General features: G+C 39.9%; 11 protein-coding genes. 3 read left to right on the forward strand and 8 right to left on the reverse strand.

What is annotated here, in order from left to right:
- Positions 1-26: 26 nt before the first annotated feature.
- The 8 genes from ACIQXP_RS14275 to guaB form a co-directional block, all read right to left on the reverse strand.
- Positions 27-1,937, reverse strand: a complete 1,911-nt coding sequence (locus ACIQXP_RS14275) for a beta-N-acetylhexosaminidase (RefSeq protein WP_387505779.1) — start codon at positions 1,935-1,937, stop codon at positions 27-29.
- A gap of 889 nt (positions 1,938-2,826) precedes the next feature.
- The gene (gene trxB / locus ACIQXP_RS14280) at positions 2,827-3,783 is read right to left on the reverse strand and encodes a thioredoxin-disulfide reductase (RefSeq protein ID WP_090987376.1); all 957 of its coding nucleotides are present in this window, start codon (positions 3,781-3,783) and stop codon (positions 2,827-2,829) included.
- A 226-nt stretch (positions 3,784-4,009) separates the two neighbouring features.
- The gene (locus tag ACIQXP_RS14285; protein ID WP_293741266.1) at positions 4,010-5,638 is read right to left on the reverse strand and encodes an acyl-CoA carboxylase subunit beta; all 1,629 of its coding nucleotides are present in this window, start codon (positions 5,636-5,638) and stop codon (positions 4,010-4,012) included.
- Positions 5,639-6,133: 495 nt separating this feature from the next.
- On the reverse strand, positions 6,134-6,676 hold the full coding sequence (locus ACIQXP_RS14290; protein WP_387505780.1) for a hypothetical protein: 543 nt from the start codon (positions 6,674-6,676) through the stop codon (positions 6,134-6,136).
- 59 nt (positions 6,677-6,735) lie between these two features.
- Positions 6,736-7,197 carry a MaoC family dehydratase gene (locus ACIQXP_RS14295; RefSeq protein WP_387505781.1) on the reverse strand — a complete coding sequence of 154 codons (462 nt, stop codon included), beginning with the start codon at positions 7,195-7,197 and terminating at the stop codon, positions 6,736-6,738.
- Positions 7,198-7,300: 103 nt separating this feature from the next.
- On the reverse strand, positions 7,301-7,894 hold the full coding sequence (locus tag ACIQXP_RS14300; protein WP_387505782.1) for an LOG family protein: 594 nt from the start codon (positions 7,892-7,894) through the stop codon (positions 7,301-7,303).
- A gap of 326 nt (positions 7,895-8,220) precedes the next feature.
- Positions 8,221-10,800: a TonB-dependent receptor gene (locus ACIQXP_RS14305; protein WP_387505783.1), complete on the reverse strand. Its 2,580-nt coding sequence runs from the start codon at positions 10,798-10,800 to the stop codon at positions 8,221-8,223.
- 353 nt (positions 10,801-11,153) lie between these two features.
- Positions 11,154-12,623, reverse strand: a complete 1,470-nt coding sequence (gene guaB / locus ACIQXP_RS14310; RefSeq protein WP_387505784.1) for an IMP dehydrogenase — start codon at positions 12,621-12,623, stop codon at positions 11,154-11,156.
- A gap of 224 nt (positions 12,624-12,847) precedes the next feature.
- Here guaB and ACIQXP_RS14315 point away from each other — a divergent pair, with 224 nt between their 5' ends.
- Genes ACIQXP_RS14315 through ppnP form a run of 3 tightly spaced genes read left to right on the forward strand, consistent with a single transcriptional unit; the run spans position 12,848 to position 17,034 of the window.
- Positions 12,848-14,851 (forward strand): DUF3857 domain-containing protein, encoded by a 2,004-nt coding sequence (locus ACIQXP_RS14315; RefSeq protein ID WP_387505785.1) that lies wholly within the window; start codon positions 12,848-12,850, stop codon positions 14,849-14,851.
- Positions 14,851-16,746, forward strand: a complete 1,896-nt coding sequence (locus tag ACIQXP_RS14320; protein WP_387505786.1) for a DUF3857 domain-containing protein — start codon at positions 14,851-14,853, stop codon at positions 16,744-16,746. The genes ACIQXP_RS14315 and ACIQXP_RS14320 overlap by 1 nt, the downstream gene beginning before the upstream one ends.
- A 6-nt stretch (positions 16,747-16,752) precedes the next feature.
- Entirely contained in the window at positions 16,753-17,034 is a 282-nt protein-coding gene (gene ppnP / locus ACIQXP_RS14325; RefSeq protein ID WP_293741273.1) for a pyrimidine/purine nucleoside phosphorylase, read from the forward strand.
- Positions 17,035-17,143 lie beyond the last annotated feature (109 nt).

Below are 17,143 nucleotides of genomic sequence, written 5' to 3' on the forward strand. Positions count from 1 at the left end.
TTTTAGCCTATCAAAGCAATTTATTTTTATTTCTTCGCCTCTGCTTTAACTTCAGGGGCACCATTATTTAAAATTGTTTCGGTAGTTACACTTCTTCTACCGCTTGGGGCAATAACAATGGTTTTCAAAACCCTCTTCTCGCCTTTAGGAACCGTAATTTTTACAGGACCATTGTATAAAAAAGCGTTTTCCGAAGGGCGCGATAGATCAATTGAATAATAAATTTTGCTTCCTAAAACCGGTGCTTTTAAATCAATGGTAAATTCACCTCCCGTTAGAGGTTGATCACTTAAGCCAATTGGAGTTGGTACCCAAAAGTTGATCCCCATTTTACCCAGGCGGGCCAAATGCACCGGTAAACGCTCTTCGCTAAAGTTTTTTAAATCTTTGCGCTCAACCGGCGACCACGCAATTTCTGCTAAAGCCAATAGGCGTGGGAAAGCATGATTTTCGGCTTTTGCAGTAGTTTTAATATACTCTGTCCACATATTGGCCTGTACGCCTTTAATATATTTTCGCTGATCGGCAGTAAGCACTTTTGGAATCGGATCATAAGCATATATTTTTTGGTACGGCGCAAAACCACCAATGGTAACCGGCTCATCAGGCGAATTAGATTGTTTATGATCAATATACAAGCCCATTGAACCCGGTGTCATGATTACATCATGATTTTGCTGTGCGGCAGCAATACCGCCGTCTTCACCCCTCCAGCTCATTACTGTAGCATTTGGTGCCAAACCTCCTTCTAAAATCTCATCCCAGCCAATAATAGATCGGCCTCTGCCATTTACATGTTTCTCTATTGTCTGAATAAAATAGCTTTGTAATTCATGCTCGTCCTTCAAGCCTTTTTCTTTCATTAAAGCCTGGCAAAACGGCGATTCTTTCCAATAGGTTTTTGGTGCTTCATCGCCACCGATATGGATATATTTTGAAGGAAAAATATCGATTACTTCATCAAGGATATTATTCAGCATCGTAAAAGTATTAGCCGATGGGACGAAAATATCATCAAAAACGCCCCAGGTTTGCTGTACTTGCTTGCCTTTTCGACTACCTGCCCAAGGCGTTTTATCGCTGATAAAAGTATCACGATCAGGGAAACAGCTCAATTCCGGGTATGAAGCAATAGCGGCAGATGCGTGACCAGGCAATTCAATTTCGGGGATTACGGTGATGTATTTAGCAGCGGCATATCTAACAATTTCTTTGGCTTCTTCCTGTGTGTAGAAACCTTTCACCGGCATCAGGTAATTTCCATTACCCGGATAATTTCCAATGATGGTACCATTACGCGATGAACCGATTTCGGTGAGTTTAGGATATTTTTTTATTTCCAATCTCCAGCCCTGATCATCGGTTAAATGCCAGTGAAAAGTATTGATTTTATAATAAGCCAGCTGATCAATATATTTTTTGATAAAAGAAATCGGAAAAAAATGACGACTTACGTCCAGCATGGTTCCGCGATAGGCAAAACGTGGATAGTCATTGATACTAACCGCAGGAATGGTAATTTTATCGGCAGCTTTATCTGGCATCATCTGCATAGCCGATTGAACGGCATAAAACAACCCCGCACCTTTTCCGGTTAAAACAATCTGTTTCGGGGTAACTTTAATGGTATACCCTTCAGATGGCAATTGATCCGCACCTACTGATGTCAAAATAATGGCCTTTTGGTTAGGTTGGGTAATTTTAGTTTCGCGCAGGGCGAAGCCTGCCTTGTTCACCACAAAAGCATTTAATAAATCAGCCATCTTTGCTCCATCAATGCTTTGATTGACTAAAACTGTGGTTTTATCCAATTCAAAATTTCCGCTTGCCCTCGTAATGGCTACCGGTGCAGGTATGATGCCCATATTAGGATCACGCTGCGCAAATGCACCTGTACTGATTAATACTCCAATAAAAACCGATAATGCTTTGTTCATTTTTTGTATTGATTTATAGCTTAAACTAATTATTTGAACCAAGATAGAGATTATGGAGAAATTACAAATCCCACATTCTTGTTACAATTCAGATCAACCGTTTGACTTTGATGCATAAGACATATAAATCTTATCTTAGGAGGCCGTCATACGAGCGCAGTGCAACGCGACCGAGAAATCTATATTGTAAAGTTTCTTGCGAGTAGATCTCTCCATTCCGCTGCGTTTCAGTCGAGATGACGATTTTATTTTAAATTTAGGTGGCAAGGCTGGTTAACCTATTTGGGTTTGCAATGTGCAAAAGAAACCATGGGCACTATGCTATTCAACCCTTAATAGTTGCAAGAACCTAAATAATTAAACCTGATTGAAATGAAAAGCACGCAAGCGAGGTACGAGTGCGGACTTGAAATGTAAAGCAGGACGAACTTAAAAAAGTGCTACTGCAATTGCTTTCCAAAAAAACCAATAGTAAAAAAGAGAAATCCTAGTGATAGATCCCCCCATTTCACTGCGTTTCAGTCGAGATGACAATTTTATTTTAAAGTTAGGTGGCGAGGCTGGTTAACCTATTTGGGTTTGCAATGTGCAGAAGAAACCATGGGCACTATGCTATTCAATCCTTAATAGTTGCAAGAACCTAAATAATTAAACCTGATTGAAATGAAAAGCACGCAAGCGAGGTACGAGTGCGGACTTGAAATGTAAAGCAGGACGAACTTAAAAAAGTGCTACTGCAATTGCTTTCCAAAAGATGGAGGTTTTTATCAAATAAAATTTGCTTTAACAGATCTCTTGACTACTTTGCACTTCGCTCGAGATGAAGACGCTATATAAAAAAGAGAAACCATTGCTGATTTCTCTCTTTTAAAATATTTTGAAATTACGCTTAAGCTTCTACGGGATGCTCTTTAGCGGCCAAATACCTTTCGGCATCAAGTGCAGCCATACAACCAGAACCTGCAGCAGTTACTGCTTGTCTGTAGTACATGTCCTGCACATCACCACAAGCAAACACACCTTCGATATTGGTTAAAGTAGAACCTGGTTTAGTGGTCAAGTAACCGGTTTCATCCATATCAAGTTGTCCTTTAAAAATATCTGTGTTCGGTTTATGGCCAATAGCCACAAAGAAACCTTCAACAGCAATATCAGATTCAACACCTGTTTTGTTATTGATTACTTTTACTGCTGTTACATTTTTACCGTTACCCAAAATTTCCTGCGTTTCGGTATTGTAGTGTACAATAATATTAGGAGTAGCTAATACGCGGCTAACCATTGCTTTTGATGCCCTGAATTCATCGCGGCGAACCAGCAAATGCACTGTTTTACAAAGTTTGGCTAGGTAAGTTGCTTCTTCTGCAGCGGTATCACCGGCACCTACAATGGCTACATCCTGACCTTTGAAGAAGAAACCATCGCAAACGGCACAGGCAGAAACACCAAAACCGTTGTATTGTTGCTCGCTCGGTAAACCCAACCATTTTGCGGTAGCACCTGTTGCAATAATTACAGTATCAGCAGTAATGGTTTTAATTTCGTCAACTACCACTTTATGAGGGGTTGAAGAGAAATCTACCGAACTTACATAACCGAAACGGATATCGGTTCCGAAACGTTCGGCTTGCTTACGGAAATCTTCCATCATTTCAGGCCCCATAATTCCTTGCGGGTAGCCAGGAAAATTTTCTACATCTGTAGTTTGCGTAAGCTGTCCGCCAGCCTGCATACCAGTATACATGATTGGTTTTAAATCAGCTCTGGCAGCATAAATTGCAGCAGTATAACCTGCAGGACCTGAACCTATAATTAAACACTGAACGTGTTCGTTTTCTTGTGACATTATATAATATGTTTGAAATTCATTAATCGTTGCGCAAATTTAATGCTTTAAATAATTGTTAACAAGCGCACATTGTCAACATAGTTTACTTATTAACATGCCAGATATTTAGCATGGTGCATGGGGCATAGTAGCTTGGTTTTACACAATGAAATAAATCGCCCAGCTTTGTGTTTCTCTGCGCCTTTTCTTTGCGCTCTTTGTGGTTAAAAAAGTCGATCATGAACTAAGTCTGTATCACCCCAACACTAAACTTTTTGGTAATCGGTGATTGATTGGCTGCCTCAATGCCCATCGAAATGACCTTTCTAGTTTCAAGTGGATCGATAATGCCGTCAACCCAAAGTCGCGAAGCAGCATAGTAAGGCGTAGTCTGGCTATCATATTTATCGGTTATCTCTTTCAACAGCTCAGCTTGTTTTTCTGGCGTAATCAATTCGCCTTTAGCTTTTAAAGATGCTTCCTGAATTTGCAAAAGGGTTTTAGCGGCCTGTGAGCCTCCCATCACGGCAATTTTTGCGGTAGGCCATGCGTAAATTAAACGCGGATCATAGGCTTTACCGCACATGGCATAATTGCCGGCACCATAAGAATTGCCCAACACGATTGTAAATTTAGGCACTACCGAATTGGCAACGGCATTAACCATTTTGGCCCCGTCTTTAATGATACCGCCATGTTCAGAGCGACTGCCTACCATAAAACCAGTCACATCCTGCAGAAAAACCAAAGGGATTTTTTTCTGGTTACAATTCATGATAAAACGGCTTGCCTTATCGGCACTATCCGAATAGATTACCCCGCCGAACTGCATCTCTCCTTTTTTCGATTTCACCACTTTACGCTGATTGGCCACAATACCTACGGCCCAGCCATCGATACGGCCTAAACCACAAACAATACTTTGTCCGTAGCCTTTCTTATATTCTTCGAATTCGGATCCATCAACCAAGCGGTTAATAATATCCATCATTTCGTAAGGTTTATCTCGGTTTTCGGGGAAGATGCCGTACAATTCCTCTTCTCTTTCTTTTGGTTTAACTGGAGCAATACGATCGAAACCAGCATTTTGAGGAGCCCCCAGCATACTCATGATGTTTTTAATGCTATCTAAACAGGCCTGATCGTTGGGATGTTTGTAATCGGTAACACCTGAAATTTCGCAGTGTGTAGTTGCACCGCCTAAAGTTTCATTATCTACTTCTTCTCCTATGGCCGATTTAACGAGATAGGATCCCGCTAAAAACACAGAACCAGTTTTATCTACAATCATGGCTTCATCGCTCATGATGGGTAAATAGGCACCTCCTGCAACACAAGCCCCCATAATGGCCGAAATCTGTACAATACCTTCTGAAGACATGATGGCATTGTTGCGGAACATCCTGCCGAAATGCTCTTTATCGGGAAAAATTTCATCTTGCATGGGCAGGTAAACGCCAGCACTGTCAACCAAATAAATTACCGGCAAGCGGTTTTCCATGGCAATTTCCTGCGCACGAAGATTCTTTTTAGCGGTCATTGGAAACCAGGCACCTGCTTTTACGGTCGCATCATTAGCCACAATCATACATTGCCGTCCACTCACATAACCAATGCCACACACCACGCCAGCCGAAGGGCATCCCCCCTGCTCGTTGTACATGCCGTCAGCAGTAAAGGCTCCAACTTCTAAAAAATCAGAATCTTCATCAATCAAATAGGCAATCCGCTCACGGGCCAGCAGCTTACCCTTTTCTTTTTGTTTTGCAGCATTTTTTTCGCCACCGCCCTGGTATACTTTTTTAAGTCTGGTTTTCAGTTCGTACACCAACTGCTTATTTACATCCTCGTTTTTATTGAATTCGATATTCATGGAGGCAATTTAAATTTAATTTTAGAAAAATGGTATTGACCAAAATGGTTTCTGGTCTAGCACCTGGTTTAACTACAAAGGACGCTATTTTTTCAACTTAAGAATACTTGATGTGTTTTAAACACAGAGATCAAAGAGAAAAGCACAGAGGAAACAACGTTGGGTTTAGTATCTTAGTATTTTCCGTGCTTCCATGGCTTATACCGCAAAGTTTGCTAAGTCTCTTAACAGCAAAGCAAACAAAGTTGAGTTTATCATCTCAGTATTGTCTGTGCTTTGGTCGCTTTTACCGCAAAGCGCGCAAAGTTTCTTAATCGAAAGCTAAGTTTTTAAACACAGAGGGCACAAAGAAAAAGCACAGAGAAAACAACGTTGGAATTAGCCTAATCCCATATTTTCAGTACTTGATAAACTTTATAAATATCTGCTTTATAACGAGTTAAACCCTTATCTATTCACCTCGATATATACCACTAGACTCTGTGTTTAATTGTCTTACTTATTCTGATAAACCACACCATTAATCTTGAGTTTCTGGTACTGATCGGCCCAGCCTTTACCTTTTATATATTTTACCTGTGTAGGGTGGCCTTTTAAATTCGGATGATAAATCGGATCAAACGAGAAAGTGATTTCTTGATCTGATTTTTGAACTACAGTAACTTCGTTATCATTTTCATCTTTTTCACCTGTGGTGAAAAACTTATCACCTTTCTTTGCAGAAAAATCAGCTCTGGTGTATGTTTTCAAAGGACTATAGGGATAGCCCTCGATCAATCTGTTATGCTCATCTATCCTTAAGTAGACGGTGCTGACTGCATCGCCTCCTACCAAAGAATAGAACTTATAAAAAAGCTTATTATTAATCCGAACGGTATCCTGAATTTCGGTATAGGATTGCGCATTCATGTACCATAAATTACCAATCTGCATCGGCAAATAGGAATCAGCTGCCAATTGCTGCTCTTTATTGGTTTGACAGGACAGGATAATCAGGCTAATAAAAATGTAGCCCAAGGATTTCTTGCTTTGGATCATAAGCGAATCTGTTTCTTATTTAACCTTTAAATATAAACAATACGCCCCGCAATCAATAATTAGCTTATAAAATGATACAAGAAAACGACCTCTCCGCTAAATGCAGGTTTTTTCTGGTCTTCAATTTCCATTTCGATAGCCATATTAACTTTGGTTACACCACGGAGATTGATAATTGAAGCCAGTTTAGCTTTTAATCTTACTTTACTGTTTACGGTTACGGCCTGTGCAAATCTTAAACTTTCTATCCCATAATTGATCTCCATTTTTAAGTTCTGGATATCAACAATTTCTTTCCATAGATACGGGATTAATGAAAGCGTTAAATAACCATGCGCTATAGTTGCCTTAAACGGGCCTTCATTTTGTGCTCTTTCCTCATCAACATGAATCCACTGATGATCTAATGTGGCATCGGCAAATTTGTTAATCTGTTCTTGTGTAATGGAATGCCACGAAGAAACTCCTAATTCTTTGCCCAGGTATTGTTCAAATTCTGCGTGCGACGTGATAATTTGCATTTGGTATGTATGTTTGGCGCCAGGCGTTTTGCATATGGCGGATTGATAATTTCTTAGTCTTACTTGATGCTCCCTACTTAATACTTTCTACTCGATACTTCTCCTAACTCAAATTTCTTTCTCTGAACCAGACCTCATCTGGAATAGCTGAAAAATCATCCATTTTATTAATTAAAGTTTCGGCTTCGGATTCATTAAATACTAAATCCCGATTGGCTGGCTTCAGAAATTTACTTTTCACCATTATATCCATTTGGGCAAACAAGGGATCGTAAAAACCATCCACATTCAATACACCGATCGGTTTATGGTGCAGACCGAGCTGTAACCAGGTTAATACTTCAAAAAATTCCTCCAATGTACCAAATCCACCAGGTAATATTATAAAACCATCGCTCAAATCAGCCATTTTCTGTTTTCGCTGGTGCATATTTTCGGTGACCAGCATTTCTGTTAAACCCTGGTGTCCAACTTCCTTATCCATTAAAAATTGAGGAATTACCCCTGTAACCAGGCCACCCAATTCCAGCACATCATTGGCTATTAGTCCCATTACACCAACACTTCCTCCTCCATAAACCAATCTGATCTGTTGTTTTACCAGTGTTTCTGCCAACTGCTTTATTGCATCACGCAAAGTTGCATCGCCATTAAAGTTTGAGCCGCAGTACACACAAACGGAATTAAGCTTATTCATTCTTTAAAAAATTTACCGAAGTTAAGATTTTATCTGCTTTCAATAAATTTTTATTCTGCACAAACTTTTAGCAGCATGTAAAATATTAAGTTGCTATCAGATTTTTTCCGCAAGACCATTGGTTTTGCTACATAAAGCTGATTGGAGAGAAAACCCACGCAGCGAGAACTCGAAACGGAAAGCAGAACTGAATTTAACATGAAATACTGTCATCGCTTTTCAAACAAAATTGAGCACTCAAATAGTTAAGCAGTTATTTATTCCAATAAAAAAGGAGTGGCATTACACCACTCCCTGCTAACCAAATATAAGAGAGAAAAAATTAATTAGAATGCATAACGGATTGTTCCACCGTAAGTTCTCGGATCGCCCAATACACCGGCGTATAAACCGGAGTTTCCTGCTGCAGCCTGTAACTGCTCATAATAATTTTTATTGGCGATGTTTCTGCTCCAAACAAACAAAGAAAACTTATCGGATTTGAAGCCCAGCCTGGCATTAAATAAAGCGTAACCTTTAACAAGCAGTACGCTTGATGGGGTAGGATTTGAAGAATATTCTGAACGGTAACTCGCATCACCGGCGATGAAATAGCGTCCCGCTCTGGTGGACAGATTACCAGGTGTACTCAACTCTGAACCGCCTGAGATATTCCATTTGGAGATACCAGGCAACCTACCGCCGGAAGCATCTTTAAAGGCAACCTGGGTAGCCACGCCGTTGATCACCTCGGTATGTCCGGTTTCTTCTAATGGTAGCGGTGCATTGGTAAATCTTACGTATTTACCATCAAGATAGGCCAGGGCAGCATTTAAAGTTAAAAAACGTTCCAATTGATAAGTACCGTCTATTTCCAGGCCTTTTACCCTCACCTTTTCGGCATTTGATAAATAACCTCTGTTTACGCCCAGCTGTGGCGATTGCACATTGGTCTGATAATCTTTAATGTCCGTATTAAATAAACTGATATTGACAATGGCACCTTTGAGCGGCTTCGTTTTCGCACCAAGCTCATAATGCTGAACGTATTCCGGTTTAACAACAGCTACAGATAAGTCTGCTGCTCCCGTTGAAGTAGTTGGCAAACCGCCTACGTTGACACCCACCGGTTTGTAAGCGGTAGAAAAAGTTCCGTAAACATTTAAGTTATGGGTTGGGCGATAAGAAACGGTGAAGTTACCAGATAAATTGTTGTTATCTACCTTAGTAGAGAACTGCTGATTGGCATATACGGCTGCTTTGAGTGCTAATAATGTCGCATCGGTGGTTTGTAAACCTCCATACGTTACCCGATCATAATCAACATCTTTTTTATCATAGGTATACCTTAAACCTGGCAATACATGAAGGTTTTTTAAAACCTCCCAGTCAACCTGCGCAAAAACTGCCGCACTTAACGATTTTATAACAGAGTTGGTTTTAATACCAAAACCGTCCAATAAACCCGGTGTGGAGTATAAAGCCTGACTACCGGTATTGCTGGTTTGTACAAAACGCCATTGATCTTTACCTACTTCTTCTGTTTGTGCCAAACCTTTTAAATTCTGACCCAGAAAATAAACGCCCACTACCCCACTTAATTTCTCGGTAATATTGCCTGCGTACCTGACTTCCTGAGAGTATTGATCGTGACGTGAATTGCCCTGCGATTTGGTCAATGCTGCCACCTCAGAAAAATCCCTGTCGTTGGTGGGATCCCAGTTCCAGAATCGCCAGGCCGTAGTTGATGTAAGTGTTCCATTCCCAATTTTATAATCAATATTTAACGAGATCCCGCCGATGGATTGGTTATGTCTCCAGGGCGTATTGGTATTGATTTCTCTTGAAAAAGGATCTATTTTAGGTTGTTGATAGCCCAAATCAGAAATAATTCTGGCATATTGGCGGTATGCACTTCTTTCGGTTGTGGTAACGCCGGCAATTACCAATGGGTAACCTGCCGGATGCTGAATGCTTACATCGCCACTTAACAACACCTGCAATTTTTCGGAAGGGGTATAATATAACTGACTTTTCAGTCCGAGGTTGTTCTGTCCGCTATACCTGCGTTCTTCCCTGGTATTCCAGATGGTACCATCACGTTGCGTACCAGAAATTGAAATTTTTGCAGCAAGATCTTTTGCCAGCGCACCAGAAACTGATGTTTTGGCCTGAATAAAATTGTAATTCCCGACACTCAATTCTATTTTTGCGCTTGGCGTTAAAGTGGGTTTGCTCGTGGTGATGTTAAAAGCACCAGCCGTGGTATTTTTGCCAAATAAGGTACCTTGAGGACCACGTAAAATTTCGATCTGATCAATATCAAGAAAATCGGTAGAAGTTGCGGCCGGCCGGGCATGATAAACGCCGTCTACATAAAAACCTACACCAGGATCGATACCATCATTGGTTAAACCAAAGGTGGAACCTAAACCTCTGATATTTAGGGTAGTGTTCCTCGCATTCGAGGCGTACAACTGTACCGAAGGGACCAATTCCTTTAAACGGTTCACGTTAAATGCACCTGCATTTTCGGCTGAACGTCCACCAATAACGGTAATTGGGATCGGTACATCCTGTAAAACCTCCGAACGCCTTCTGGAGGTTACCACAATTTCATCAAGCAATGCATTTTCCACCAAAACCAATTCTATTGGCGTATCCTCAACTTTTAGTATCTGAAAATCCTGTGGTTTATAACCTACAGCGCTGACCTGAAGGTAGAAAGGTGTTTCCTGTTTTACATTGATGCTAAAAGCGCCGTTTTCATCGGCTGCCACAGCCTGGTTGGTTCCCCTTACCTTTATCGTTGCGTTGGGGATAGTAGTACCGTTAGTTGTTTTAATAATTCCGGTAACCGGACTTTGGGCAAAAGCAAATCCCGCCGAGATTAAAAATGAAAATAAAAAAAGTAAAGTTTTGTTCATAATGGTGTGAATGGTTGGTTTAAGCATTATTGATTAATAAGGTACTTGCGAATGTTGACTAATAATTCCAGAAGGCTACAACAGCTATGCAAACACGTTTTTTGACTGATCTTCATATTATTATACAAAATCTATAGATTTAGTAGGCAAATATATTAAAAAATATCAACTGCCAAATTTTATTTCGTGATTTTTAATAGAATGGAGCTATTCCTGATGGGTTTTAAAAACCTTCAAATTCTGTTAAAACAAAAATGGGGCTATCGTAAACCGATGCCCCATTTCTTTACTATCAGGAAGGTTGAGTAAATATCACCTTAAGCCTTCTCCCCTCTTACCTTTCTTCCTTAACCTTACCTGGTATAATTAGGTGCTTCTTTGGTAATGGTGATATCATGCGGGTGACTTTCGCGCATGCCTGCAGCGGTAATCTGTACAAACTGCGCTTCCTGTAAGGCTTCAATATTGGCTGCTCCACAATAGCCCATACTTGCCCGTAAACCACCAATATATTGGTACATTACTTCAGCAAGGGTGCCTTTAAACGGTACGCGACCAACAATACCTTCAGGAACCAGTTTCTTAATGTCATCTTCCACATCCTGGAAATAACGGTCTTTAGAACCTTGCTCCATTGCTTCAATCGAACCCATTCCACGATATGATTTAAATTTACGCCCTTCGTAAATAATGGTTTCACCTGGCGATTCTTCTACTCCTGCGAATAAAGAACCTGCCATCACGGTGCTTGCACCTGAAGCAATTGCTTTTGCAATATCTCCTGTATGTTTAATTCCACCATCTGCAATAACAGGCACCCCTGTCCCTTTTAGCGCTTTGGCACATTCATAAACAGCATATAATTGAGGAACACCAACTCCGGCAATGATCCTGGTGGTACAGATAGAACCGGGACCAATACCAACCTTAACGGCATCTGCACCGGCATCTGCTAAAAACTTGGCAGCTGTACCTGTAGCAATATTACCGACAATCACCTGTAAATCAGGATACTTTGCCTTAACTTCTTTTAATTTATCTACTACCCCTTTGGTATGGCCATGAGCTGTATCGATCGTAATGACATCAACACCAGCATGCACCAAAGCATCAACCCTTTGTAAAGTATCAGCAGTTACACCCACAGCAGCGCCTACTCTCAAACGGCCATGTTCATCTTTACAGGCTACCGGGTAATTTTTAACTTTTGAAATATCCTTAAAGGTAATTAATCCGCTTAAGTAACCATCTTTGCTCACAACTGGAAGTTTCTCAATTTTATGGTTCTGAAGAATTTCCTCTGCCTGAACCAAGGTAGTTCCTTCCGGAGCAATGATTAAATTTTCTTTGGTCATTACTTCAGAAATTGGCCGCTTCATATCCTTTTGGAAACGTAAGTCCCTGTTTGTGATGATGCCAACCAGTTTATTATCGCTACTTACCACCGGAATACCGCCTATTTTATGCTCCTTCATGATCTTGAAGGCATCAGCAACCACAGCTGTTTCCAATAAAGTTACGGGATCTTTGATCATACCGCTTTCCGAACGCTTAACCTTGCGTACTTCGGCAGCCTGTCTATCGATCGTCATGTTTTTGTGTAACATGCCTATTCCGCCATTCTGCGCAATGGCAATGGCCAGTTCAGCTTCGGTTACGGTATCCATCGCAGCAGAAATCAATGGAACATTAAGTTTGATTTTTTTTGTTAGAAAAGTGGTTGTATTTACTTCACGGGGCAGAATTTCAGAGTATGCGGGTACCAATAGTACATCATCATACGTTAAACCTGTGGCAATAAACTTTGTGGAATCGAGTTGCATAGCAAATAAATTAGGATTTATTATTTGCCAGGCAAAGATACGAAAATCGAACGGAAATTAAAGCGTAAAGTTAAAAATGCTTAAATATTGAGTTCTTCTGACAATTACATCAATCAGATTAACGAGAATGATGCGGCTGATTTAGTCTGATTGGCACCGAAAAAATTTTAAATAATTCGGATAATTATGATATAATTGCACCAACCAAAAAACTAATTTTATACATGCAGAAAAATGCTCTCAGATTTCTGACTCTAATGCTATGCTTTGGAGTGAGTACCCTTTATGCCCAAAACAATCCACCCGTAAAAAGAGAATTCAAGTTTGGTAAAATTGCACCGGCAGAATTCGAAGTAAAAGCTTCGGGTCAAGACTCTTCAGCCTCCGCAATAAAGCTGTTTGATGTTGGCGATTGCTATTTCGAATATAGCAATAACGGCGGTTTTATTTATGTTTTTGAACGACACATCCGTTATAAAATTCTAAATAAAAACGGCTATGATCTGGCTAACTTCAATGTTGAACTTTATAAAAGCAGTAATTCTGCAAAGGAAGACCTCAGTTTTATGGATGCTGCGACCTATAATATGGTTGATGGCAAAATAATTACCAGCAAACTAAATAAAGATGCCAAGTTTACCGAGGCATTCAACAAAAATTATATAATCAAAAAATTCGCATTGCCCAATGTAAAGGAAGGATCTATTATTGAGTTCAAGTATAAAATCAAATCCGACTTCACATTTACTTTACGCGGATGGAAATTCCAATCCACTGTTCCTACACTGTGGTCTGAGTACAATGTTAGAATACCAGAATACTTTGTATACAAAAACAATGTGAGCGGATACTACCAAATCGATCATCCGGTGCATGAAACCGTAAACACCTCCTACATTCCGGGTTTAACTTCGAATGCCGCTTACGATAAATATTGTGCTGCAAATGTACCGGCCCTAAAAGAGGAACCATATGTAACCACAATGGATGATTATACACCCAAAATAGAATTTGAACTTCGTGGCACCCAATTTCCGGGTGAAATGTATCAGGATTTTAACGGCTCCTGGCCAAAGATCATTAAAGGCTTAGCTGAAGATGAAAATTTTGGTGGCTTTATTAACAAAAACGGTTATGCCAAATCAGTACTGCCAGGTATCCTGAAAGGTGAAAAAGATACCCTTTCCGCAGTGAAACTCATTCTGAATTATGTTAAAAATAATTTAAAATGGGATAAGCAATACTCAAAGTATGCCAGCGAAACCAACCCAAAAAGTATTTTCGAAAAGAAAACAGGCTCGTCTGCAGATATTAACCTTGCCCTGTTAAGTTTATTAAAAGAAGCCAGGATTGAGGCCTTCCCTGTCCTCCTCAGTACAAGAGAAAACGGCGAACATCCGGGTTATCCATTGGTATCGGCATTCAACAACGTAATAGCGGTTACGCAGATACAGAATAGCCTGTATTTTCTGGATGCGACAGACAAGGATCTGCCGGCTGGTATGCTAGACTACGAAAATTTGAGTCACCAGGGATTTTATATCGATTTAAAAAACACATCAGGCAACTGGCTTTCCACAGAGCCAAGTGTTTCCAGCGAAAAAATATTTGTATATAGTATGGTTTTAGACAAAGACCATAAGTTAAGCGGACAGATCAGCCAATATTCAAAAGGTTATGCAGCACTAAGTCTTCGAAATAGATATAGAAAAACAAATAACGAGGCTGAGTTTATTAAAGACTTCAAAAAAGATAAAACCGGGCTCGAAATATCGTCATATAAGATCGATAATCTGGATAATCCGGATGAATTATTAACCGAAAGCATGGACGTTGTGATTGAAGATAACGTTGAAGAAGCTGGCAACCTGGTGTATTTTACCCCCCTGCTATTTGAAAGAACAAAGGAGAATTTATTTAAGCTGGAGCAACGCAAATTTCCAGTTGATTTTGCCTACCCATTTAAAGAAAACTACCGCATTACGGTAAAATTCCCTGATGATTATGAAATAGATAAACTTCCTAAAGGAGGCATTTATAAACTTCAGGAAGACAAGGGTACCTTTGCCATTAATTATGTAATAGAAGGTAAAACCCTGATGGTAAAAAGTTCCATCAGCCTGAATAAATCGCTTTACACATCAGAAGAATATTTCGATCTGCAAGCATTATTTAAAGCTGTGGTTGAAAAGCAGGCCGAACAAATCGTATTTAAAAAGAAAGTATAATGAAGTATTATTTAAGTTTGCTATTCGCTGTTGCGTCTATTAATACCACATTTGCGCAGACGGATTACGATGTGGCGAAAATTTCTGAAAGCCTGAAACATGATGCTGTAGCCGTAGTAAGAAACGAAGAATCCTTTTTCGATGTTAAAGGACTGGGCGCGGCAAAAATGGATTATAAAGTAGCCATAACCATTATGAATAAAGCCGGCGAACCATATGGTGAAATGGCTGAAGTTTACGATAAATTCAGCAATATATATAACATCAAGGCTGCGCTTTACGATGCTGCAGGAAAAAAAGTAAAAGACTATAGAAGTTCAGACATTAAAGACCAAAGCCTGATTTCGAACTTTTCGATTTTCGAAGACAACAGGCTTAAGCTTTTAAAATTTGTCAGTATAACCTATCCTTATACTATAGAATATAGCTTCAGCCAGGACTATAACGGATTGCTTTCTTTCCCGCCATGGCGCGACCTTAAAGGTTTTGGCATATCGGTTGAAAAATCTGCCTACACAATTCAAAAGGCAAAAAATTACAAGATGAAGTACATTACCAGCTCAAATTTACCGACAGACTCGGTAATTAACGGTGAAAAATTGCAGTACAGATGGAAAAGTGCCAATGTTGCTGCAGTTACTGAGGAGCCTCTGAGTACGGGCCTTGATAATGTTTCTTCATGGGTTAAAGCTTCTCCTAATGAGTTTGAATTCGATGGCTCGATGGGAAATTTTGATAACTGGAAAAATTTTGGTTCATGGATTTTCAATTTAAATCAGGGAGGAAATAAACTTCCCGAAGCAACAAGATTGATGGTGCAGAACCTGATCAAAGATGCTAAAACGCCAAAAGAAAAGATCAAAATTTTATACCACCACCTGCAGCAAAATACCCGTTATGTTAGTGTGCAATTAGGAATCGGTGGATTTAGACCAATTTTAGCCGAAAAGGTTGCGCAGGTAAATTACGGCGATTGTAAAGCGCTTTCCAATTATATGAAGGCTTTGTTAAACGAAGCAGGAATCGCCTCCAATTTAATTGTGATCGGAAACGATATGCCTAGTTTAAATCTGAATTACTCCAGCATGGGTCAGGCAAACCATATGATTTTATGCGTTCCACTTGAAAAAGACACGACATTTTTAGAATGCACCAGTCAATTTAAACCCATGGGATTTATCGGCTACGGCAACTCTGACAGGAATGTACTGATGGTGACCGAGGATGGAGGAAAGATTGTGCATACCCCGGCTTACCATGCCAAAGAAAATTATCAGAACCGAAAAACCAAAATTACGCTGGCAGAAGACGGTACAGCTACCTCCGAAATTAAGGCTACCTATGGTAACGCACAGTTTGAAGAAAATTTTTCGTTGACATTGATGGAACCTGTTGATCTCCGCAAAAAAATAATTGAAAACAGTTCTATTCCGGTAGCAGAACTTATTAGCTACAAGTATATGCAGCCAGATAAAACGGTTCCGGTACTTACTGAGGAAATTAACTTTAAAACCAACCCCTTATTAACCAAAGGTGGAGATAAGCTGTTTTTGTTGGTTAACCAGATTAACCGCCGCGAGAGCGTTCCGCTTAAAGTAGAAGGAAGAAAAACATACTTCGCTGTTCCATTCAGTTATCATGATGATGACGAAATTAATTACATCTTACCAAAAGGATACCAGGTAGAATTTATTCCGAAAGACATCACGATCAACTCTGAATTTGGATCGTACACTGCGAAATTTAGTATTAAGGATAATATGATCGTTTACAGCCGAACGCAAACCATGAACAATAAAAAGTATCCGCCAGAAAAATATGGCGAATACGTAGATTTTTATAAAAAGATTTACCAGGCTGATAAACAAAAAGCTATTTTGACTAAAACCTTATAAATTGCAATGATTACTGAAAACCAATATTTTAATGGCAACGTTAAATCGTTAGGCTATGAAACTACTGAAGGAAAATCGACCATTGGTGTGATCAATCCGGGAGAATATACCTTCGGTACTGCTCAAAGAGAAGTGATGCATGTGATAGAGGGCCAACTGCAGGCTCTTTTACCAGATGCCACTGAATGGATAAATATTGCTGCGGGAAACCAATTCGAGATTCCTGCAAATTCATCATTTAAAGTAAAAGCGGCTGTGAAAACCGCTTATCTGTGCCAATATAGATAAATTTAAAAAAGTCGTCCTTTCGACCGAAACGCAGTGGATTTGAGAGATCTATATCGATAGATTTAGCTTCGCTGAGCACTTCGTGGTTCTCGACTTCATTGCACTTCGC

This window comes from Pedobacter suwonensis (genome assembly GCF_044762335.1).
Lineage (GTDB): Bacteria > Bacteroidota > Bacteroidia > Sphingobacteriales > Sphingobacteriaceae > Pedobacter.

Excerpts from the sequence above, each read along its gene's own strand:
- guaB (WP_387505784.1), bottom strand. The coding sequence starts at position 12,623 with ATGCAACTCGATTCCACAAAGTTTATTGCCACAGGTTTAACGTATGAT.
- ppnP (WP_293741273.1), top strand. The coding sequence starts at position 16,753 with ATGATTACTGAAAACCAATATTTTAATGGCAACGTTAAATCGTTAGGC.
- ACIQXP_RS14285 (WP_293741266.1), bottom strand. The coding sequence starts at position 5,638 with ATGAATATCGAATTCAATAAAAACGAGGATGTAAATAAGCAGTTGGTG.
- ACIQXP_RS14300 (WP_387505782.1), bottom strand. The coding sequence starts at position 7,894 with ATGAATAAGCTTAATTCCGTTTGTGTGTACTGCGGCTCAAACTTTAAT.
- ACIQXP_RS14295 (WP_387505781.1), bottom strand. The coding sequence starts at position 7,197 with ATGCAAATTATCACGTCGCACGCAGAATTTGAACAATACCTGGGCAAA.
- ACIQXP_RS14320 (WP_387505786.1), top strand. The coding sequence starts at position 14,851 with ATGAAGTATTATTTAAGTTTGCTATTCGCTGTTGCGTCTATTAATACC.
- ACIQXP_RS14305 (WP_387505783.1), bottom strand. The coding sequence starts at position 10,800 with ATGAACAAAACTTTACTTTTTTTATTTTCATTTTTAATCTCGGCGGGA.
- trxB (WP_090987376.1), bottom strand. The coding sequence starts at position 3,783 with ATGTCACAAGAAAACGAACACGTTCAGTGTTTAATTATAGGTTCAGGT.
- ACIQXP_RS14290 (WP_387505780.1), bottom strand. The coding sequence starts at position 6,676 with ATGATCCAAAGCAAGAAATCCTTGGGCTACATTTTTATTAGCCTGATT.
- ACIQXP_RS14275 (WP_387505779.1), bottom strand. The coding sequence starts at position 1,937 with ATGAACAAAGCATTATCGGTTTTTATTGGAGTATTAATCAGTACAGGT.
- ACIQXP_RS14315 (WP_387505785.1), top strand. The coding sequence starts at position 12,848 with ATGCAGAAAAATGCTCTCAGATTTCTGACTCTAATGCTATGCTTTGGA.